The sequence below is a fragment of the Ensifer sp. VA4 genome, assembly GCF_055710065.1.
Map to the genome: position 1 here is coordinate 320,023 of NZ_JBVQPO010000004.1, position 16,694 is coordinate 336,716.

The following is a 16,694-nucleotide window of genomic DNA, read 5'->3' on the forward strand; positions in this document are numbered from 1 at the left end:
GGAATCGTCGTCCCTTGATTTGGCCGGTGGATTTGCTGTATTTCGGCCTATATTATCGCGTTGCATCATGGTTCGCGGACACGAACAGGAGTAGGGGATATGCGGGTTTTTCATGCGGCGGCGGGGCTGGCAGTTGTGCTTGCGCTGACCGGATGCCAGCGGACATCGATGGGCGGTTTCAGTTCCCAGGACGCTTCACCCGCTCCCATTCAGGCCGCACCGGTTCCCTCGGTTTCGTCGAACCAGCTTCCGGCGCCGACCGGAAATACCTCGCAATTCCCGGCTGCACCGACGAGCGGGACTGTGACGCCCGGCACGGTTCAGCAGCCCGGCACGCAGGTCGCTGCGGCGGCGGGCGGCGGACTTGATGTCACCAAGGAGTCGATGGTCGGCAACTGGCGCGTATCGAGCGCCGGCAGCTCCTGCGACATGTTCCTGACGCTTACCAATCTCGGCTCCGGCTCGCGCGGCGGCACCCGTGGCTGCGCCGGCGAGCTGACGACGATGGGTTCCTGGGAAGTGGCCGGCAAGCAGGTGGTTCTCAAGGACCGCAGCGGCAATGCCATCGCCCGTCTCTACAAGACGGCCGACGCCCGTTTCGACGGCTCGACCAATGGCGGCCAGCCGGTCAGCCTCAGCCGCTGACGCTTTTTCAGCCCGGTCTCGCGCCGGGCTTTTGTTTTCCGGCCCATCTCGGGTGAGACGTGCTCAATCCTGACGACAGTATCTACCGCAAGCTCGAAACGCTCGTTGAGAGCGGTGAGCGCAAGCGCGACCCCGCGCAGTTTACGATTGCGCGGCGTTTCGACCATCTTTCCGCAGAGCTGCTGGCCAGCCGTCCATCGCGCAAGACCAATGCGCTCGGCTGGCTGTTCGCCTCACGCAAGAAAGACCACGCGCCGGTCAAGGGTCTCTACATCCATGGCGGCGTCGGGCGCGGCAAGACCATGCTGATGGATCTGTTCTTCGATACCGTGCCGATCCAGCGCAAACGTCGGGCGCATTTCCATGAGTTCATGGCCGACGTGCACGAGCGCATCTACAGGCACCGCCAGAAGCTCAAGAATGGCGAGACGAAGCAGGCCGATCCAATCCCGCCCGTCGCCTCGGAGCTTTTCGGCGAGGCGCGGCTGCTCTGCTTCGACGAGTTCTCGGTTACCGATATCGCCGATGCGATGATCCTTGGGCGGCTGTTCGGCGAGCTTTTCTCTAAGGGTTGCGTTCTGGTCGCGACGTCGAACGTGGCGCCTGATGATCTCTATCGCGACGGCCTCAATCGCAGTCTGTTCCTGCCCTTTATCGATCTCCTGAAGGCCAATGCCGAGGTCATCTCCCTCGACACGGACACCGACTACCGCCTGACGAAGACGGACGGCAGCCCGGTCTGGCTTTCGCCGCTCGGCGCCGAAGCGGATGCCGCGATGGCGCGGGCCTGGATCCAGGAGACCGGCAACGCCCTGGCCGGACCCGCCGAGGTGCCGCGCAAGGGGCGCAAGATCCATGTGCCGGTCGCCTCCGGAAAGAGCGCCCGCTTTACCTTCGCCGATCTTTGCCAGCAGCCGCTCGGCGCGGCGGACTATTTGGCTATCCTCGAACGCTATACGACGATCTTCGTCGATCACGTGCCGCATCTGGGTCCCCACATGCGCAACGAGACCAAGCGCTTCATCCTCCTGGTGGACACGCTCTATGATCACGGCGCCCGCCTTTTCGCTTCGGCCGTGGCCGAACCGCAGGGCCTTTTGACCCTGAAGAAGGGTACCGAGGGCTTCGAATTCGACCGCACGGTTTCGCGCCTGATCGAGATGCAAAGCGAGGAATATGCCGCCGCGCACCCCGCCAATACTGCTGTTCCATGACACAGTTGTGACGCAAATTCTTACGTTTACGTAAGAAATTTATGATCTAACCGATTGAAATTACTTCACTCGAAAGTATCGATTGATATTTTACTGTTTGCCGTTTAATGGCTTCCGGCGAAGGTTTGGCGTTTGCCGCGTTTCAGGCCTCGATCATATTGGGATCACAAAGGAAGCACTTTCATGGCGCGCAACAAGATCGCACTTATCGGTTCAGGGATGATTGGTGGTACGCTGGCGCATCTCGCCGGCCTGAAGGAACTGGGCGACATCGTCCTCTTCGACATCGCCGACGGCATCCCGCAGGGCAAGGGCCTCGACATCGCCCAGTCCTCCCCGGTCGAAGGCTTCGACGCCAACCTTACCGGCGCCAGCGACTATTCGGCAATCGAAGGTGCTGACGTCTGCATCGTCACCGCCGGCGTTCCGCGCAAGCCCGGCATGAGCCGCGACGATCTGCTCGGCATCAACCTCAAGGTCATGGAACAGGTCGGCGCCGGCATCAAGAAGTACGCTCCGAACGCCTTCGTCATCTGCATCACCAACCCGCTCGACGCCATGGTCTGGGCGCTGCAGAAGTTCTCGGGCCTGCCTAAGAACAAGGTCGTCGGCATGGCCGGCGTTCTCGATAGCTCGCGCTTCCGCCTGTTCCTGTCCCAGGAATTCAACGTTTCGGTCCAGGACGTCACCGCCTTCGTGCTCGGCGGCCACGGCGACACCATGGTGCCGCTCGCCCGCTACTCGACCGTTGCCGGCATCCCGCTGACCGACCTCGTTCAGATGGGTTGGGTCACCAAGGAGCGCCTCGAAGAAATCATCCAGCGCACCCGTGACGGCGGCGCCGAAATCGTCGGCCTGCTGAAGACCGGCTCGGCCTACTACGCCCCGGCCGCCTCGGCGATCGAAATGGCCGAAGCCTACCTCAAGGACAAGAAGCGCGTCCTGCCCTGCGCCGCGCACCTGACCGGCCAGTACGGCGTCAAGGACATGTATGTCGGCGTTCCGACCGTTATCGGCGCCGGTGGCGTCGAGCGCATCATCGAGATCGATCTCAACAAGACCGAGAAGGAAGCTTTCGACAAGTCGGTCGCTTCGGTCGCCGGTCTTTGCGAAGCCTGCATCGGCATTGCGCCGAGCCTGAAGCAGTAATCGCATCCGGTTGAGCGGACGCCAGATCCGCTCAACTTCTTTGTTTTTGCCGCATTTGTGCGAGGGCAGGTGTTTCACCTGCCTGCGGAATGCTCCAGACAGGAAAAACACCATGAACATTCATGAATATCAGGCCAAGGCTCTCCTGAAGAGCTATGGCGCACCGGTCGCGGAAGGCGTCGCGATCTTCTCCGCCGACGAAGCCGAGGCTGCTGCCAAGTCGCTTCCGGGCCCGCTCTACGTCGTCAAGAGCCAGATCCATGCCGGCGGCCGCGGCAAGGGCAAGTTCAAGGAACTCTCTGCCGACGCCAAGGGCGGCGTTCGTCTTGCCTTCTCGGTCGATGAAGCCAAGGCTCATGCGAAGGAAATGCTCGGCAATACGCTCGTCACCGCGCAGACCGGCCCTGCCGGCAAGCAGGTGAACCGCCTCTACATCGAGGACGGCGCCGACATCGATCGCGAACTCTATCTTTCGCTGCTCGTTGACCGCTCGGTCGGCCAGATCGCCTTCGTCGTTTCGACGGAAGGCGGCATGGACATCGAGGCCGTTGCGCATGACACCCCGGAAAAGATCGTCAACGTCGCGATCAACCCGGAAGCTGGCGTCACCGCCACTGATCTCGCCAAGCTCACCTCGGCCCTGAAGCTCGAAGGCGAAGCCAAGGCTGACGCCGAAAAGCTCTTCCCGATCCTCTACAAGGCCTTTGTCGAGAAGGACATGAGCCTGCTCGAGATCAACCCGCTGATCGTCATGAAGAACGGCCGCATGCGCGTTCTCGATGCCAAGGTCTCGTTCGACGGCAACGCCCTGTTCCGCCACGACGACATCAGGGCGCTGCGCGACGAAACCGAAGAAGACGCCAAGGAAATCGAGGCCTCCAAGTGGGACCTCGCCTATGTGGCGCTCGACGGCAACATCGGCTGCATGGTCAACGGCGCAGGCCTTGCCATGGCGACGATGGACATCATCAAGCTCTACGGCAAGGAGCCGGCGAACTTCTGCGACGTCGGCGGCGGCGCCGGCAAGGAGAAGGTCGCGGCAGCCTTCAAGATCATCACGGCCGACCCGAAGGTCGAGGGTATCCTCGTCAACATCTTCGGCGGCATCATGAAGTGCGATGTCATCGCTGAAGGTGTCGTTGCGGCCGTGCAGGAAGTCGGCCTCAAGGTCCCGCTGGTCGTTCGTCTCGAAGGCACGAATGTCGAGCTTGGCAAGAAGATCCTGAATGAATCCGGCCTGGCGATCACCGCCGCCGACGATCTGGATGACGCTGCCAAGAAGATCGTCGCCGCGATCAACGGCTAACTGAAGGACCAGACCACATGTCGATTCTCGTCAACAAGAACACCAAGGTCCTCGTTCAGGGCCTGACCGGCAAGACCGGCACCTTCCATACCGAACAGGCGCTTGCCTATTACGGCACGCAGATGGTCGGTGGCATTCACCCGAAGAAGGGTGGCGAAACCTGGACCGGCTCCAAGGGCGAAACCCTGCCGATCTTCGCCTCGGTTGCCGAAGGCCGTGAAAAGACCGGTGCGGACGCATCCGTGATCTATGTTCCGCCGGCAGGCGCCGCGGACGCGATCATCGAGGCGATCGATGCGGAAATCCCGTTCATCACCTGCATTACCGAAGGTATCCCGGTTGCCGACATGGTGCGCGTCAAGGCTCGTCTCGACCGCTCCAAGTCGCGCCTGCTCGGCCCGAACTGCCCCGGTATCCTGACGCCGGAAGAATGCAAGATCGGCATCATGCCGGGCTCGATCTTCCGCAAGGGTTCGGTCGGCATCGTCTCGCGCTCCGGCACGCTGACCTATGAAGCCGTGTTCCAGACCTCCAACGAAGGCCTCGGCCAGACGACGGCCGTCGGCATCGGCGGCGACCCGGTCAAGGGCACCGAGTTCATCGACGTGCTGGAGATGTTCCTGGCCGACGAGGCCACGACCTCGATCATCATGATCGGCGAAATCGGCGGCTCGGCCGAAGAGGATGCGGCGCAGTTCCTCATCGACGAGGCCAAGAAGGGCCGCAAGAAGCCGATGGCCGGCTTCATCGCGGGCCGTACCGCGCCGAAGGGCCGCACCATGGGTCACGCCGGCGCCGTCGTTTCCGGCGGCAAGGGCGATGCGGAATCCAAGATCGCTGCGATGGAGCAGGCCGGCATCCGCGTGTCGCCGTCGCCGGCCCGCCTCGGCAAGACGCTGGTCGAAGTCCTCAAGGGCTGATCTCAAACCGTTTGTCCGGGCCGGCCGATCCGGCCCGGACAATCTGCCTGCCGCGAGTTTCCTTGGCTGATTGAAGATCAGGACACGCGGCAACTTAGTGCCACGGTGATCCCGGCGCGTCCTTTCGATGCGTGGTGCCGTAGGAACAGCAGGCGCCTGCGCGCCGAACGAACATGAACGACCGGGATACCCGGCAACCCAACTTCAGTCAGGAGGCGGACAGAAACGTCCGCGTGAGACCATGACAAGGCAAGAGGCCAACGAGCAATTCCAGCTCACTTCGTTTCTGGACGGCGCCAATGCCGCCTATATCGAGCAGCTCCAAGCACGCTATGAAACGGACCCGGCGTCCGTGTCGGCCGAATGGCAGGCCTTCTTCAAGGCGCTCGCCGATCGGCCGGAAGATGTCGTGAAGGCAGCCAAGGGCGCCTCCTGGAAAAAGAACAACTGGCCGATCCCGGCCAATGGCGAACTCGTCTCCGCGCTCGATGGCGACTGGGGTACGGTCGAAAAGGTCATCGAAAAGAAGGTCAAGGCGAAGGTTGAGGAAGCCGCCGCTGCCGCCGGTGTTGCCGTCAGTGCGGCCGACATCCATCAGGCGACGCGCGACTCCGTCCGTGCCATCATGATGATCCGCGCCTATCGCGCCCGCGGCCACCTGCATGCCAAGCTCGACCCGCTCGGCCTTGCTGCCCCGGTCGAGGATTACAACGAGCTTTCGCCCTCGAACTACGGCTTCGAGGACAAGGATCTCGACCGCAAGATCTTCATCGACAACGTGCTCGGCCTCGAATACGCGACCATCCGCGAGATGGTCGAAATCCTCGAGCGCACCTATTGCTCGACGATCGGCGTCGAGTTCATGCACATGTCGAACCCGGACGAGAAGGCCTGGATCCAGGAACGCATCGAAGGGCCGGACAAGGGCGTCGAATTCACCCCTGAAGGCAAGAAAGCGATCCTGCAGAAGCTGATCGAGGCCGAAGGCTTCGAGCAGTTCATCGACGTCAAGTACAAGGGCACCAAGCGCTTCGGTCTCGATGGCGGCGAGTCCGTCATCCCGGCGCTCGAGCAGATCATCAAGCGCGGCGGCCAGGAAGGCCTCAAGGAAATCGTGCTCGGCATGGCCCACCGCGGCCGCCTGAACGTGCTTTCCCAGGTCATGGCCAAGCCGCACCGCGCCATCTTCCACGAGTTCAAGGGCGGCTCCTACGCGCCTGACGACGTCGAAGGTTCGGGCGACGTGAAGTACCACCTCGGCGCTTCCTCCGACCGCGAGTTCGACGGCAACAAGGTTCACCTGTCGCTGACGGCGAACCCCTCGCACCTCGAAATCGTCAACCCTGTTGTCATGGGCAAGGCACGCGCCAAGCAGGACCAGATGGCGACCGTCTTCGAGGGCGACATTATTCCGCTGCGCGAGCGCTCCAAGGTCATGCCGCTTCTGCTGCATGGTGACGCCGCCTTTGCCGGCCAGGGCGTGATCGCCGAAATCCTCGGCCTTTCGGGCCTGCGCGGCCACCGCGTTGCCGGTACCGTTCACTTCATCATCAACAACCAGATCGGCTTCACCACCAATCCGGCCTTCTCGCGTTCGTCGCCCTATCCGTCCGACGTCGCCAAGATGATCGAAGCGCCGATCTTCCACGTCAACGGCGACGATCCGGAAGGCGTCGTCTATGCGGCCAAGATCGCGACCGAGTTCCGGATGAAGTTCCACAAGCCGGTCGTCATCGACATGTTCTGCTACCGGCGCTTCGGCCACAACGAAGGCGACGAGCCGGCGTTCACCCAGCCGAAGATGTACAAGGTCATTCGCGCCCACAAGACGGTCGTCCAGCTCTATTCGGAACGACTGATCGGCGAAGGCCTGATCTCCGAAGGCGAAGTCGAGAAGATGAAGGCCGATTGGCGCGCCCACCTCGAGCAGGAGTTCGAGGCCGGCCAGTCCTACAAGCCGAACAAGGCCGACTGGCTCGATGGCGCCTGGTCTGGCCTGCGCTCGGCCGACAACCAGGACGAACAGCGCCGCGGCAAGACCTCGGTGCCGATGAAGCAGCTCAAGGAAGTCGGCCGCAAGATCTCGGAGATCCCGGCAGGCTTCAACGCGCACCGCACCATCCAGCGCTTCATGGAAAACCGCGCCAACATGATCCAGACCGGCGAGGGCATCGACTGGGCAATGGCCGAAGCGCTCGCCTTTGGTACGCTCGTCACCGAAGGCACCAAGATCCGTCTTTCGGGTCAGGACTGCGAACGCGGCACCTTCTCGCAGCGCCATTCGGTGCTCTACGATCAGCAGACCGAAGAGCGCTACATTCCGCTCGCGAACCTGTCGCCGACACAGGCCCGCTACGAAGTCATCAACTCGATGCTCTCCGAAGAGGCGGTCCTCGGCTTCGAATACGGCTACTCGCTCGCCCGCCCGAACGCGCTGACGCTCTGGGAAGCCCAGTTCGGCGACTTCGCCAACGGTGCACAGGTCGTCTTCGACCAGTTCATCTCGTCGGGCGAACGCAAGTGGCTGCGGATGTCGGGTCTCGTCTGCCTGCTGCCGCACGGCTATGAGGGCCAGGGTCCGGAGCACTCCTCCGCCCGCCTCGAACGCTTCCTGCAGCTCTGCGCCGAAGACAACATGCAGGTCGCCAACGTCACGACGCCGGCGAACTACTTCCACATCCTGCGCCGCCAGGTGAAGCGCGATTTCCGCAAGCCGCTGATCCTGATGACGCCGAAGTCGCTGCTGCGCCACAAGCGGGCGATCTCCAGCCTGTCGGAAATGGCCGGTGAGAGCTCGTTCCACCGCCTGCTGTGGGACGACGCCGAAGTCATCAAGGATGGTCCGATCAAGCTGCAGAAGGACTCGAAGATCCGTCGCGTCGTGCTCTGCTCGGGCAAGGTCTACTACGACCTGCTGGAAGAGCGCGAAAAGCGCGGCATCGACGACGTCTACCTGCTGCGCGTCGAGCAGCTCTATCCGTTCCCGGCCAAGGCGCTCATCAACGAGCTCAGCCGCTTCCGCAATGCGGAGATGGTCTGGTGCCAGGAAGAGCCGAAGAACATGGGCGCATGGTCGTTCATCGACCCCTATCTCGAATGGGTTCTCGCCCATATCGACGCCAAGTATCAGCGCGTGCGCTACACCGGCCGTCCGGCCGCCGCCTCGCCGGCGACGGGCCTGATGTCGAAGCACCTGGCGCAGCTTGCCGCTTTCCTCGAGGACGCGCTGGGGGGCTGATGCTCCCCTCGCTCTGAGCCAACAGAAACAGATATCTGATCAACGGAACAAAAATCATGGCAACAGAAATCCGCGTTCCCACCCTTGGCGAATCCGTCAGCGAAGCGACCGTCGGCACCTGGTTCAAGAAGGTCGGCGATGCCATCAAGGCCGACGAACCCCTGCTCGAACTCGAAACCGACAAGGTGACGATCGAAGTGCCGGCCCCTGCTGCCGGCACGCTTTCCGAAATCGTCGCGCAGGCCGGCGAGACCGTCGGTCTCGGCGCACTGCTCGGCCAGATCGCCGCCGGTGACGGCGCTGCCACAGCAGCAGCAGCCCCGGCTGCCGCGCCTGAGAAGAAGGCCGAGCCGGCTGCTGCCGCTCCGGCTGCCACGGCCGCTGCTGCGGCTCCCGCCGCCTCGTCGATGCCGCCGGCACCGGCTGCCGCCAAGCTGCTCGCCGAAAACAACCTCTCGGCCGACCAGGTCGACGGTTCTGGCAAGCGTGGCCAGGTGCTGAAGGGTGACGTGCTTGCCGCCGTCGCCAAGGGCATCTCGACGCCGGTCGCTGCAGAGCCGGCCAAGGTCCAGGCCCGTGCGCCGTCAACGGCCGAAGACGCCGTTCGCGAAGAGCGCGTCAAGATGACCCGCCTGCGCCAGACGATCGCACGCCGCCTCAAGGATGCGCAGAACACCGCCGCCATGCTGACCACCTACAATGAGGTGGACATGAGCGCGGTCATGTCGCTGCGCAACAAGTACAAGGACATCTTCGAGAAGAAGCATGGCGTGAAGCTCGGCTTCATGGGCTTCTTCACCAAGGCCGTCACCCACGCGCTGAAGGAAATCCCGGCCGTCAACGCCGAGATCGACGGCTCCGACATCATCTACAAGAACTACTGCCACATCGGCGTCGCCGTCGGTACGGACAAGGGTCTTGTCGTTCCGATCGTACGTGATGCCGACCAGATGTCGATCGCCGAAATCGAGAAGGACATCGGCCGCCTCGGCAAGGCTGCGCGTGATGGCGCGCTGTCGATGGCCGACATGCAGGGCGGCACCTTCACGATCTCCAACGGCGGCGTCTATGGTTCGCTGATGTCTTCGCCGATCCTGAACGCCCCGCAGTCGGGCATTCTCGGCATGCACAAGATCCAGGACCGTCCGGTCGCCATCGGCGGCCAGGTCGTCATTCGCCCGATGATGTACCTCGCGCTCTCCTACGATCACCGCATCGTCGACGGCAAGGAAGCCGTGACCTTCCTCGTCCGCGTCAAGGAAAGCCTTGAGGATCCGGAGCGTCTGGTTCTCGATCTCTAATCTTGGCAATGGACGCGGGCGCCTCTGCGCGCTCGCGTCTCTCCTCATGTCGGTCGGAGACGGCGAATGATGGTTCGTCGCCGCCTTTGCCGAAGAGACCTGCCCCGGCGGGGTCGTGATACCGATCTGGATTGATCCTGAGATTGCGAGGGTTGATGGAAGCCGCGGCAGCGTCGACTGAAATCTGGGTGCTCGGCTGGAGCGTCGTGTTGCTGATCGTCCACATCCTGGTGCAGGGGCTGTCGCTCGACCTCGCCGGCGATCTCGGCGTCAAGTACCTGCTCGGACCTCGTGATCAGCAGCGCGTTTCGAAGAGCATCGTGGCGGGACGTCTCCTGCGGGCGCTTCGCAACATGCTGGAAACCTATCCTGCCTTCGTTGCCCTTGCGCTTGCATTGGCGGTGACTGGGAAGACCGGCGGCCTCGGTGCCATCGGCGCCTTAACCTGGATTTTGGCACGGGTGGCCTACATGATCCTCTACGTGGCAGGCGTTCCCGTATTGCGCTCCATCGTCTGGTTCGTGTCGATCATTGCACTGTTGCTGATGGTCGTCCGGCTCATGGCATAGCATCCCTGCGGCAAGGCAAGAGGAGACTGGGCATGGCATTCGAACCCAATATACCGCCGATCCAGGTGCATCTCTGCGTCAAGGATGGCATGGCGGCGATTGCTTTCTACGAGAAGGCCTTCGGCGCCCAACACACCTTTTGCCAGTTGGCGGAGGATCGCAAGCGCGTGATGCATTCCAATCTCGTGCTCTTCGGCGGCGAGATCATGCTGCACGACGAATTTCCCGAATTCGGATCGAGCGTGCTTTCACCGAAGACGGTCGGCGGCGCAAGTGTGGCCATCAACGTCAACCTGCCGGAGGCTGCCGATGTCGACGCGGCCTATGACAGGGCGATTGCCGCAGGGGCATCGACAGTGCTGGAGCCGCAGGATACCTTCTGGCACGCACGCTACGCGCGCATCCAGGATCCCTTCGGCCACGTCTGGGCCTTCAACGCACCGGTCGCAAAACCATGAGCCAATACCTCCTTGAACTTGCCTCGCTGATGGCGATCTTCGCCTTCGCCATCGTCTCGCCCGGCGCCGACCTCGCCATGGTCATGCGCCAGTCGATCGTGCATGGCCGCCGCCCGGCCATCATCACATCCTTCGGCATCGGTACGTCGCTGATGTTCCATGTCACCTATACGATCCTTGGCCTCGGGCTGATCATTTCGCAGTCGATCTACCTGTTCAACATCGTCAAATGGTGCGGCGTCGCTTACCTGATCTATATCGGCATCAAGGCGCTGCGCGCCGGTCAGACGGAGATCAAGGTCGAGCGCGCGGAAGGCGCTGAGCCCGCCAAGAGCCAGTCGGCCGCAAAGGCCTTCGGCCTCGGCTTCGCCGCCAACGCGCTCAACCCGAAGCCGGTGTTCTTCTTCCTGTCGATCTTCTCGACCGTCGTCAGCGCCCACACGCCGATTCTCATCAAGTTCGGCTACGGTCTGGTCATGGCCTCCTGCCTGATCCTCTGGTTCGTCGGCGTCAGTCTGTTCATGACGACGCCGCGTATGCGCGCCGCCTTCACCCGCGCCAGCAAGTGGATCGACCGCATGAGCGGCGTGGTCTTCATCGCCCTCGGCCTCAAGCTCGCGACGGAGAAGGCCGCCTGATCATGGTTCCCGGTCGTTTCGTTCCGACATTGTTTGGCTCGGCTCTGTTCGGCCTTGCACTCGCCGCACCGGCAACCGCTGCCGACTGCAAGCAGTCGCATGCGATCTATGGCGATCGCGACGGCGGCTACGAACTGCGTTTCGAACCGGTCAGCTCGGCAAGCGCGGCGACCAGCAACCACTTCAAGGTGGCGGTGCTGAAAGCCGGCCTGCTGCTCGACGGCATCGTGATGCCGGCAGGCGAGCCGGAGCGCGCGACGGGGCTGATCATGCACAACTGCCCGGAGGGGGACGCGACCGGTGAGGAGCTGCGCGCCTGCACCGTCTGGCAGGGCGTCGTCTACGCGATAAACAAGGCCGGTGCGGTCAGCGAGATCCCGGCCGAGACCGAGCCGGCGGCCGAGCAACTGCTGCTTCCCGATTTCGGCCCGTCGCTCAGGGCGTCCAGCGCCTGGGGCAAGGGCAAGGCGGAGGCCGACAGCTGGGATTCCTTCACCCTCAAGGGATGCGCCGCATGAGCGTGCGCCCCGTTCTCCTCGTGACCGGCGGCAGCCGCGGCATCGGCGCGGCGATCTGCCTCGGCGCCGCCAAGGCCGGCTGGCGCGTCGCCGTCAACTATGCGAGCAACCGCAAGGCCGCCGATGCTGTCGTCGGCGCAATCGAGCGGGAAGGCGGTTCGGCGATTGCAGTTCAGGGCGATGTCGGCTCTGAAGCGGATATCCAGGCGATGTTTGCCGCCGTCGATGCGGCGTTCGGCCGCCTCGACGGCCTCGTCAACAATGCCGGCATCGTCGGGCCGACCGAGCGGGTGGATGAAATGTCCATCGACCGGCTGGAGCGCATGTTCCGCATCAACGTCACCGGCTCCATTCGCTGTGCGGCGGAAGCGGTCCGGCGGATGTCGACGCGCTATGGCCACCAGGGCGGCGTCATCGTCAACATCTCCTCGGTCGCCGCGGTGCTCGGCTCGCCGGGGCAATATGTCGACTATGCCGCGTCGAAGGGCGCTATCGACACCTTTACCGTCGGCCTTGCGCGCGAGGTCGCGACCGAGGGCATTCGCGTCAACGCGATACGCCCCGGCATCATCGATACCGAGATCCACGCCTCCGGCGGTCTGCCGGACCGGGCACGCGATCTCGCTTCCACCATTCCCGTTCAGCGACCCGGCACCGCCGAGGAAGTCGCTGACGCGGCTCTCTACCTCCTGTCGGACAAGGCGACTTATGTGACGGGAGCAATTCTCAATGTCAGCGGCGGGCGGTAACCGCCCTGAAGGAAGGATATTCTAATGGCTTATGATCTCATCGTTATCGGCAGCGGCCCCGGCGGCTATGTCTGCGCCATCAAGGCGGCCCAGCTCGGCCTGAAGGTGGCCGTCGTCGAGAAGCGCGCGACCTATGGCGGCACCTGCCTCAACATCGGCTGCATTCCGTCGAAGGCGCTGCTGCATGCTTCCGAGATGTTCCACCAGGTCGCTCACGGCGTGGACGCGCTCGGCGTCGAAGTCGTCGCGCCGAAGCTGAACCTCGAAAAGATGATGGCTCACAAGGACGCGACCGTTAAGTCGAACGTCGATGGCGTTTCGTTCCTGTTCAAGAAGAACAAGATCGACGGCATCCAGGGCACCGGCAGAGTGCTCGGCCAGGGCAAGGTTTCGGTCACCAACGACAAGGGTGAGGAGCAGATCCTCGAAGCCAAGAACATCGTGATCGCCACCGGCTCCGACGTGGCAGGCATCCCGGGCGTAAAGGTCGACATCGATGAGAAGGTGATCATCTCATCCACCGGCGGCATCGCGCTTGAAAAGGTTCCGGCGAGCATGATCGTCGTCGGCGGCGGCGTCATCGGCCTCGAGCTTGGCTCGGTCTGGGCCCGCCTCGGCGCAAAGGTCACGGTCGTCGAATATCTCGATACCCTCCTCGGCGGCATGGACGGCGAAGTTGCCAAGCAGTTCCAGCGCATGCTTGCCAAGCAGGGCATGGACATCAAGCTCGGCGCCAAGGTGACCGGCGTCGTCAAGGACGGCAAGGGCGCCAAGGTGACCTTCGAGCCGGTCAAGGGCGGCGAGGCCGTGACGCTCGACGCCGATGTCGTGCTGATCGCCACCGGTCGCAAGCCCTACACCGATGGCCTCGGCCTGGACAAGGCCGGCGTCGTCATGGACCAGCGCGGTCGCGTCGAGATCGACCATCACTACCAGACCAGCGTTGCCGGCATCTACGCGATCGGCGACGTGGTGCGCGGCCCGATGCTCGCCCACAAGGCCGAGGATGAAGGTGTCGCCGTTGCGGAAATCCTGGCAGGCCAGGCCGGCCACGTGAACTACGACGTCATCCCGAGCGTGGTCTACACCCAGCCGGAAGTTGCCTCCGTCGGCAAGACCGAGGAAGAGCTGAAGGCCGCAGGCGTTGCCTACAAGGTCGGCAAGTTCCCCTTCACCGCCAATGGCCGTGCGCGCGCGATGCTTGCCACCGACGGTTTCGTGAAGATCCTCGCCGACAAGGAAACCGACCGGGTTCTCGGCGGCCATATCGTCGGCTTCGGCGCCGGCGAGATGATCCACGAGATCGCCGTGCTGATGGAATTCGGCGGCTCGTCCGAAGACCTCGGCCGCACCTGCCATGCGCACCCGACCATGTCGGAAGCGGTCAAGGAAGCGGCTCTGTCGACCTTCTTCAAGCCGATCCATATGTGATGATTTTGCGGGGGCTGCGGCGAGCGGCCCCCTCATTCCGGCCGCGCGTTTCGGCTCGCCAGCTGCCGTTGCAGACCTATGCCGAGTCGGCGCGCACTGACATTGCCGCCACGAACGTCGTCCGATGCCGGCGATCCTACTCCTCAGAAGCAGACCGGACCGCGTGGAAGCGCTCCTCGAATTCGCGCCTGAGGCTGCGTCGCGCCTCGGCCGCGCGCTGCCGTTGCTTACGGTCGGCCGTGTCCGTGACGAGCGGAGGAACGGGCGTCGGGCTGCCATCGGCATCGACCGCGACCATGGTGAAATAGCAGGAATTGGTGTGGCGGCGCTCGCCGCTGCGGATGTTCTCGGCCTCGACCCGGATGCCGATTTCCATCGAGGTGCGGCCGGCATGGTTGACCGCGGCGCGGAAGGTGACGAGCTCGCCGACGTGAATGGGTTGGCGGAAGATCACCTGATCGACCGAGAGCGTCACCGCATATTGCTGCGAATAGCGCGAAGCGCAGGAAAACGCCACGCGGTCGAGGAGGTTGAGCAGCGCGCCGCCATGGACCTTGCCGCTGAAATTCGCCATGTCCGGCGTCATCAGGACGACCATCTCGAGCTCGCGCGGGTCGTGGCTGGGTTCCATAGTATGTCTCCTTGATGCGATTGGCGGCGTCTTGACAGAGTTATGCAGCTTGTCGCCGCGAAGGGAAGAGCGCGCAAGCTCGTGGCCGTGGGGCGGGAGACGACGAGGTGTGACGATTGGCCCGAGGGGCTGCGACAAGCGGCGGTCTGTGCGGCGACGATCAGGGGCGCGATCATGTTTCTCGCTTCAGATGACTAGTGTCGCGAGGCGCAAGGAGGGACCATGAAACCGAGAGCCGTGGCCGTTTCGCTGCCGAACCGGCATCTGCCGGAGGCCGATTGGGCCGACCGTTTCGAGCTCGCCCTTGACGGCAAGGGTGTGACCGCCGCGGAAGCGGCCGAACGTTCGCTTGGCCGCTCGCCACGATGGATTCGCGAGCTGTTGCGCCTGCGCAATCGCATGGTGTCCCTCGTCGGCTTGAAATCGGCAGCGCCGAGGCCCGGCCGTTTCGGCCTGGTCGGGGCGTTTCCGGTGCTGTCGAAGACCGACGACGAAGTGGTGCTCGGCTTTGACGACAAGCATCTCGATTTCCGCATCGTCGTCGATGTCAGGGCAGGGTCGGCGGTCAATCAGATCGTCGGCGTCACCACGCTCGTTCGGCGGCACAATACGCTCGGTTGGGTTTACCTCGCCGCGGTCATACCGTTCCACAAGGTGATCGTGCCGACGCTGCTTGCCGGCGTTGCCGGTCCAGGCGGCATCATTGGCTGATCAGGCTCCGGCTTGAACGCCCGCCAGTCAGTTGGCGCGCGTGAGAGTGAACCCCTGGGCACGCAGGAGTTCCACGAGGCCTTCCTTGCCCGGAAGGTGCAGCGCCCCGACAGCCATGAATGCACCTCCGTCCTTCAGGATCGGTTCGGCGCGCGTCGCCATCGTCCTGTTGCGCTCGACGATGATGCGCTGTTCGAAATCGGCATAACCGAAATCCTCGCTGGATGTCGTGTCAACGGCCTTCATCATCGGCATGATCATGCCGGTGTCGCCCGCGAGATAGAGATCGGTCATGGTCGCGAAGACGTCGTCGATCGTCTTGCCGAGCGCCAGCGTCTCGATGAGGGCGCGCAGATGCAGTTCGGTCGGCAGCGAATCCATCGCCGAGAGCTGTTCGATCAGCGTCTCCAGACCCTTGAGCGTCTTGCCCTGGCCGACGGCATCCTCGGCGATCTTCTTGTCGAGGAAGGAGGCGCCCGCCGCCTTTCGGCTGATCTCGCAGGCGGGCAAGGCCACGAAGCTCGCGATCATCCATGGTTTCATGCGCGCAACCAGCGTCAGCGGAATGCCGCGTGCCTTGAGCCCCGCTTCGAGCTGCTCACGGTCAGCGGGCTTCAGGAAATCGGCGATCGTCTTGTTGTCCGGGAACATGGTGAGGTCGGGCCGCATCAGGATCGCGGCGGCCGATTTCTTTTCGTCGATGATCTCGTCCGATTCGACGATGACGGTCGAGGCTGCCTCGAAGGCGCCCGGCGCCTCGGACGGCAAAGCCAGCACGCGCGGATCGGTGACGTGCATGGTGCCGAGCAGCCAGGAGGGCGCGATACCGTCCTTCTCGATCTTCCAGAAGATGCCCTTGCCGTTCGGCACGGCGGCGGCCTCCGCTTCGAGCGCGGCGAATTTTGCCGGGTCCGACTTGGCAAGCGCGGTCAGGACGTTCGAACCGCCGCATTCCCCATCCTGGACGGCGTCCTGGGCATCGGCTTTGGCGACGAAGAGGAGGGCAACGACAAGGCAAGCCGCAAGAACGACGTGCAGCAGGGCGATCAGCCACAGAGTGCCGTCGGCTACCCGCGCAAGCAGGTTGCGGTGCAGGTTTCGATCAGGTCTCGCAAAGGCTGTCATCGTTCTTCCCCGACGGACGGACGGTCGCTGCTGAACCCTAGGCCCGGGCCGGTCACGGCTTCCTTAAAGGGCATGGTTAATCCAAGGTTTC

General features: G+C 63.4%; 16 protein-coding genes. 14 read left to right on the top strand and 2 right to left on the bottom strand.

The window, feature by feature from the left end; genetic code table 11:
* Positions 1 to 99: 99 nt before the first annotated feature.
* The 13 genes from AC0C6X_RS08715 to lpdA all read left to right on the top strand — a co-directional run bounded on the left by AC0C6X_RS08715 (position 100) and on the right by lpdA (position 14,136).
* Positions 100 to 645 (top strand): protease inhibitor Inh/omp19 family protein, encoded by a 546-nt coding sequence (locus tag AC0C6X_RS08715; protein WP_472952587.1) that lies wholly within the window; start codon positions 100 to 102, stop codon positions 643 to 645.
* Positions 646 to 704: 59 nt separating this feature from the next.
* Positions 705 to 1,859: a cell division protein ZapE gene (zapE, locus tag AC0C6X_RS08720; RefSeq protein ID WP_472952589.1), complete on the top strand. Its 1,155-nt coding sequence runs from the start codon at positions 705 to 707 to the stop codon at positions 1,857 to 1,859.
* Between the two features lie 183 nt (positions 1,860 to 2,042).
* Positions 2,043 to 3,008 carry a malate dehydrogenase gene (mdh, locus tag AC0C6X_RS08725; protein WP_173517753.1) on the top strand — a complete coding sequence of 322 codons (966 nt, stop codon included), beginning with the start codon at positions 2,043 to 2,045 and terminating at the stop codon, positions 3,006 to 3,008.
* 112 nt (positions 3,009 to 3,120) lie between these two features.
* Positions 3,121 to 4,314 (top strand): ADP-forming succinate--CoA ligase subunit beta, encoded by a 1,194-nt coding sequence (sucC, locus tag AC0C6X_RS08730; protein ID WP_247959456.1) that lies wholly within the window; start codon positions 3,121 to 3,123, stop codon positions 4,312 to 4,314.
* A 17-nt stretch (positions 4,315 to 4,331) separates the two neighbouring features.
* Positions 4,332 to 5,234: a succinate--CoA ligase subunit alpha gene (sucD, locus tag AC0C6X_RS08735; RefSeq protein ID WP_058321727.1), complete on the top strand. Its 903-nt coding sequence runs from the start codon at positions 4,332 to 4,334 to the stop codon at positions 5,232 to 5,234.
* A gap of 241 nt (positions 5,235 to 5,475) precedes the next feature.
* Positions 5,476 to 8,472 (top strand): 2-oxoglutarate dehydrogenase E1 component, encoded by a 2,997-nt coding sequence (locus AC0C6X_RS08740; RefSeq protein WP_173517750.1) that lies wholly within the window; start codon positions 5,476 to 5,478, stop codon positions 8,470 to 8,472.
* Between the two features lie 56 nt (positions 8,473 to 8,528).
* Complete coding sequence (odhB, locus tag AC0C6X_RS08745) at positions 8,529 to 9,773, top strand: 2-oxoglutarate dehydrogenase complex dihydrolipoyllysine-residue succinyltransferase (protein WP_472952592.1); 1,245 nt, start codon at positions 8,529 to 8,531, stop codon at positions 9,771 to 9,773.
* A gap of 155 nt (positions 9,774 to 9,928) precedes the next feature.
* Complete coding sequence (locus AC0C6X_RS08750; RefSeq protein WP_472952594.1) at positions 9,929 to 10,342, top strand: MAPEG family protein; 414 nt, start codon at positions 9,929 to 9,931, stop codon at positions 10,340 to 10,342.
* A gap of 32 nt (positions 10,343 to 10,374) precedes the next feature.
* A complete protein-coding gene (locus AC0C6X_RS08755; protein ID WP_173517747.1) occupies positions 10,375 to 10,800 on the top strand; it encodes a VOC family protein in 426 nt (141 codons plus the stop codon).
* Positions 10,797 to 11,438 carry a LysE family translocator gene (locus tag AC0C6X_RS08760; protein ID WP_173517746.1) on the top strand — a complete coding sequence of 214 codons (642 nt, stop codon included), beginning with the start codon at positions 10,797 to 10,799 and terminating at the stop codon, positions 11,436 to 11,438. The genes AC0C6X_RS08755 and AC0C6X_RS08760 overlap by 4 nt, the downstream gene beginning before the upstream one ends.
* 2 nt (positions 11,439 to 11,440) lie before the next feature.
* Complete coding sequence (locus AC0C6X_RS08765; protein WP_472952596.1) at positions 11,441 to 11,956, top strand: hypothetical protein; 516 nt, start codon at positions 11,441 to 11,443, stop codon at positions 11,954 to 11,956.
* The gene (locus AC0C6X_RS08770; protein WP_472952598.1) at positions 11,953 to 12,705 is read left to right on the top strand and encodes an SDR family oxidoreductase; all 753 of its coding nucleotides are present in this window, start codon (positions 11,953 to 11,955) and stop codon (positions 12,703 to 12,705) included. Before AC0C6X_RS08765 ends, AC0C6X_RS08770 begins: the two co-directional genes overlap by 4 nt.
* A 24-nt stretch (positions 12,706 to 12,729) precedes the next feature.
* Positions 12,730 to 14,136 (top strand): dihydrolipoyl dehydrogenase, encoded by a 1,407-nt coding sequence (lpdA, locus tag AC0C6X_RS08775; protein WP_173517743.1) that lies wholly within the window; start codon positions 12,730 to 12,732, stop codon positions 14,134 to 14,136.
* Positions 14,137 to 14,272: 136 nt separating this feature from the next.
* Here the strand turns inward: lpdA and AC0C6X_RS08780 are convergent, their stop codons facing one another.
* Positions 14,273 to 14,767: an acyl-CoA thioesterase gene (locus AC0C6X_RS08780; RefSeq protein ID WP_173517742.1), complete on the bottom strand. Its 495-nt coding sequence runs from the start codon at positions 14,765 to 14,767 to the stop codon at positions 14,273 to 14,275.
* A gap of 222 nt (positions 14,768 to 14,989) precedes the next feature.
* Between AC0C6X_RS08780 and AC0C6X_RS08785 the strand changes: the two genes are divergently transcribed.
* Positions 14,990 to 15,478, top strand: coding sequence for a DUF2867 domain-containing protein (locus AC0C6X_RS08785; protein ID WP_247959461.1), 489 nt, complete (start codon positions 14,990 to 14,992; stop codon positions 15,476 to 15,478).
* 27 nt (positions 15,479 to 15,505) lie between these two features.
* Here AC0C6X_RS08785 and AC0C6X_RS08790 read toward each other — a convergent pair whose 3' ends face one another.
* Positions 15,506 to 16,603, bottom strand: a complete 1,098-nt coding sequence (locus tag AC0C6X_RS08790) for a TraB/GumN family protein (protein WP_472952600.1) — start codon at positions 16,601 to 16,603, stop codon at positions 15,506 to 15,508.
* Positions 16,604 to 16,694: the final 91 nt, after the last annotated feature.

Excerpts from the sequence above, each read along its gene's own strand:
- AC0C6X_RS08785 (WP_247959461.1), top strand. The coding sequence starts at position 14,990 with ATGAAACCGAGAGCCGTGGCCGTTTCGCTGCCGAACCGGCATCTGCCG.
- mdh (WP_173517753.1), top strand. The coding sequence starts at position 2,043 with ATGGCGCGCAACAAGATCGCACTTATCGGTTCAGGGATGATTGGTGGT.
- AC0C6X_RS08770 (WP_472952598.1), top strand. The coding sequence starts at position 11,953 with ATGAGCGTGCGCCCCGTTCTCCTCGTGACCGGCGGCAGCCGCGGCATC.
- AC0C6X_RS08760 (WP_173517746.1), top strand. The coding sequence starts at position 10,797 with ATGAGCCAATACCTCCTTGAACTTGCCTCGCTGATGGCGATCTTCGCC.
- sucD (WP_058321727.1), top strand. The coding sequence starts at position 4,332 with ATGTCGATTCTCGTCAACAAGAACACCAAGGTCCTCGTTCAGGGCCTG.
- AC0C6X_RS08780 (WP_173517742.1), bottom strand. The coding sequence starts at position 14,767 with ATGGAACCCAGCCACGACCCGCGCGAGCTCGAGATGGTCGTCCTGATG.
- AC0C6X_RS08715 (WP_472952587.1), top strand. The coding sequence starts at position 100 with ATGCGGGTTTTTCATGCGGCGGCGGGGCTGGCAGTTGTGCTTGCGCTG.
- odhB (WP_472952592.1), top strand. The coding sequence starts at position 8,529 with ATGGCAACAGAAATCCGCGTTCCCACCCTTGGCGAATCCGTCAGCGAA.
- AC0C6X_RS08790 (WP_472952600.1), bottom strand. The coding sequence starts at position 16,603 with ATGACAGCCTTTGCGAGACCTGATCGAAACCTGCACCGCAACCTGCTT.
- lpdA (WP_173517743.1), top strand. The coding sequence starts at position 12,730 with ATGGCTTATGATCTCATCGTTATCGGCAGCGGCCCCGGCGGCTATGTC.
- AC0C6X_RS08765 (WP_472952596.1), top strand. The coding sequence starts at position 11,441 with ATGGTTCCCGGTCGTTTCGTTCCGACATTGTTTGGCTCGGCTCTGTTC.
- AC0C6X_RS08740 (WP_173517750.1), top strand. The coding sequence starts at position 5,476 with ATGACAAGGCAAGAGGCCAACGAGCAATTCCAGCTCACTTCGTTTCTG.
- AC0C6X_RS08750 (WP_472952594.1), top strand. The coding sequence starts at position 9,929 with ATGGAAGCCGCGGCAGCGTCGACTGAAATCTGGGTGCTCGGCTGGAGC.
- AC0C6X_RS08755 (WP_173517747.1), top strand. The coding sequence starts at position 10,375 with ATGGCATTCGAACCCAATATACCGCCGATCCAGGTGCATCTCTGCGTC.
- sucC (WP_247959456.1), top strand. The coding sequence starts at position 3,121 with ATGAACATTCATGAATATCAGGCCAAGGCTCTCCTGAAGAGCTATGGC.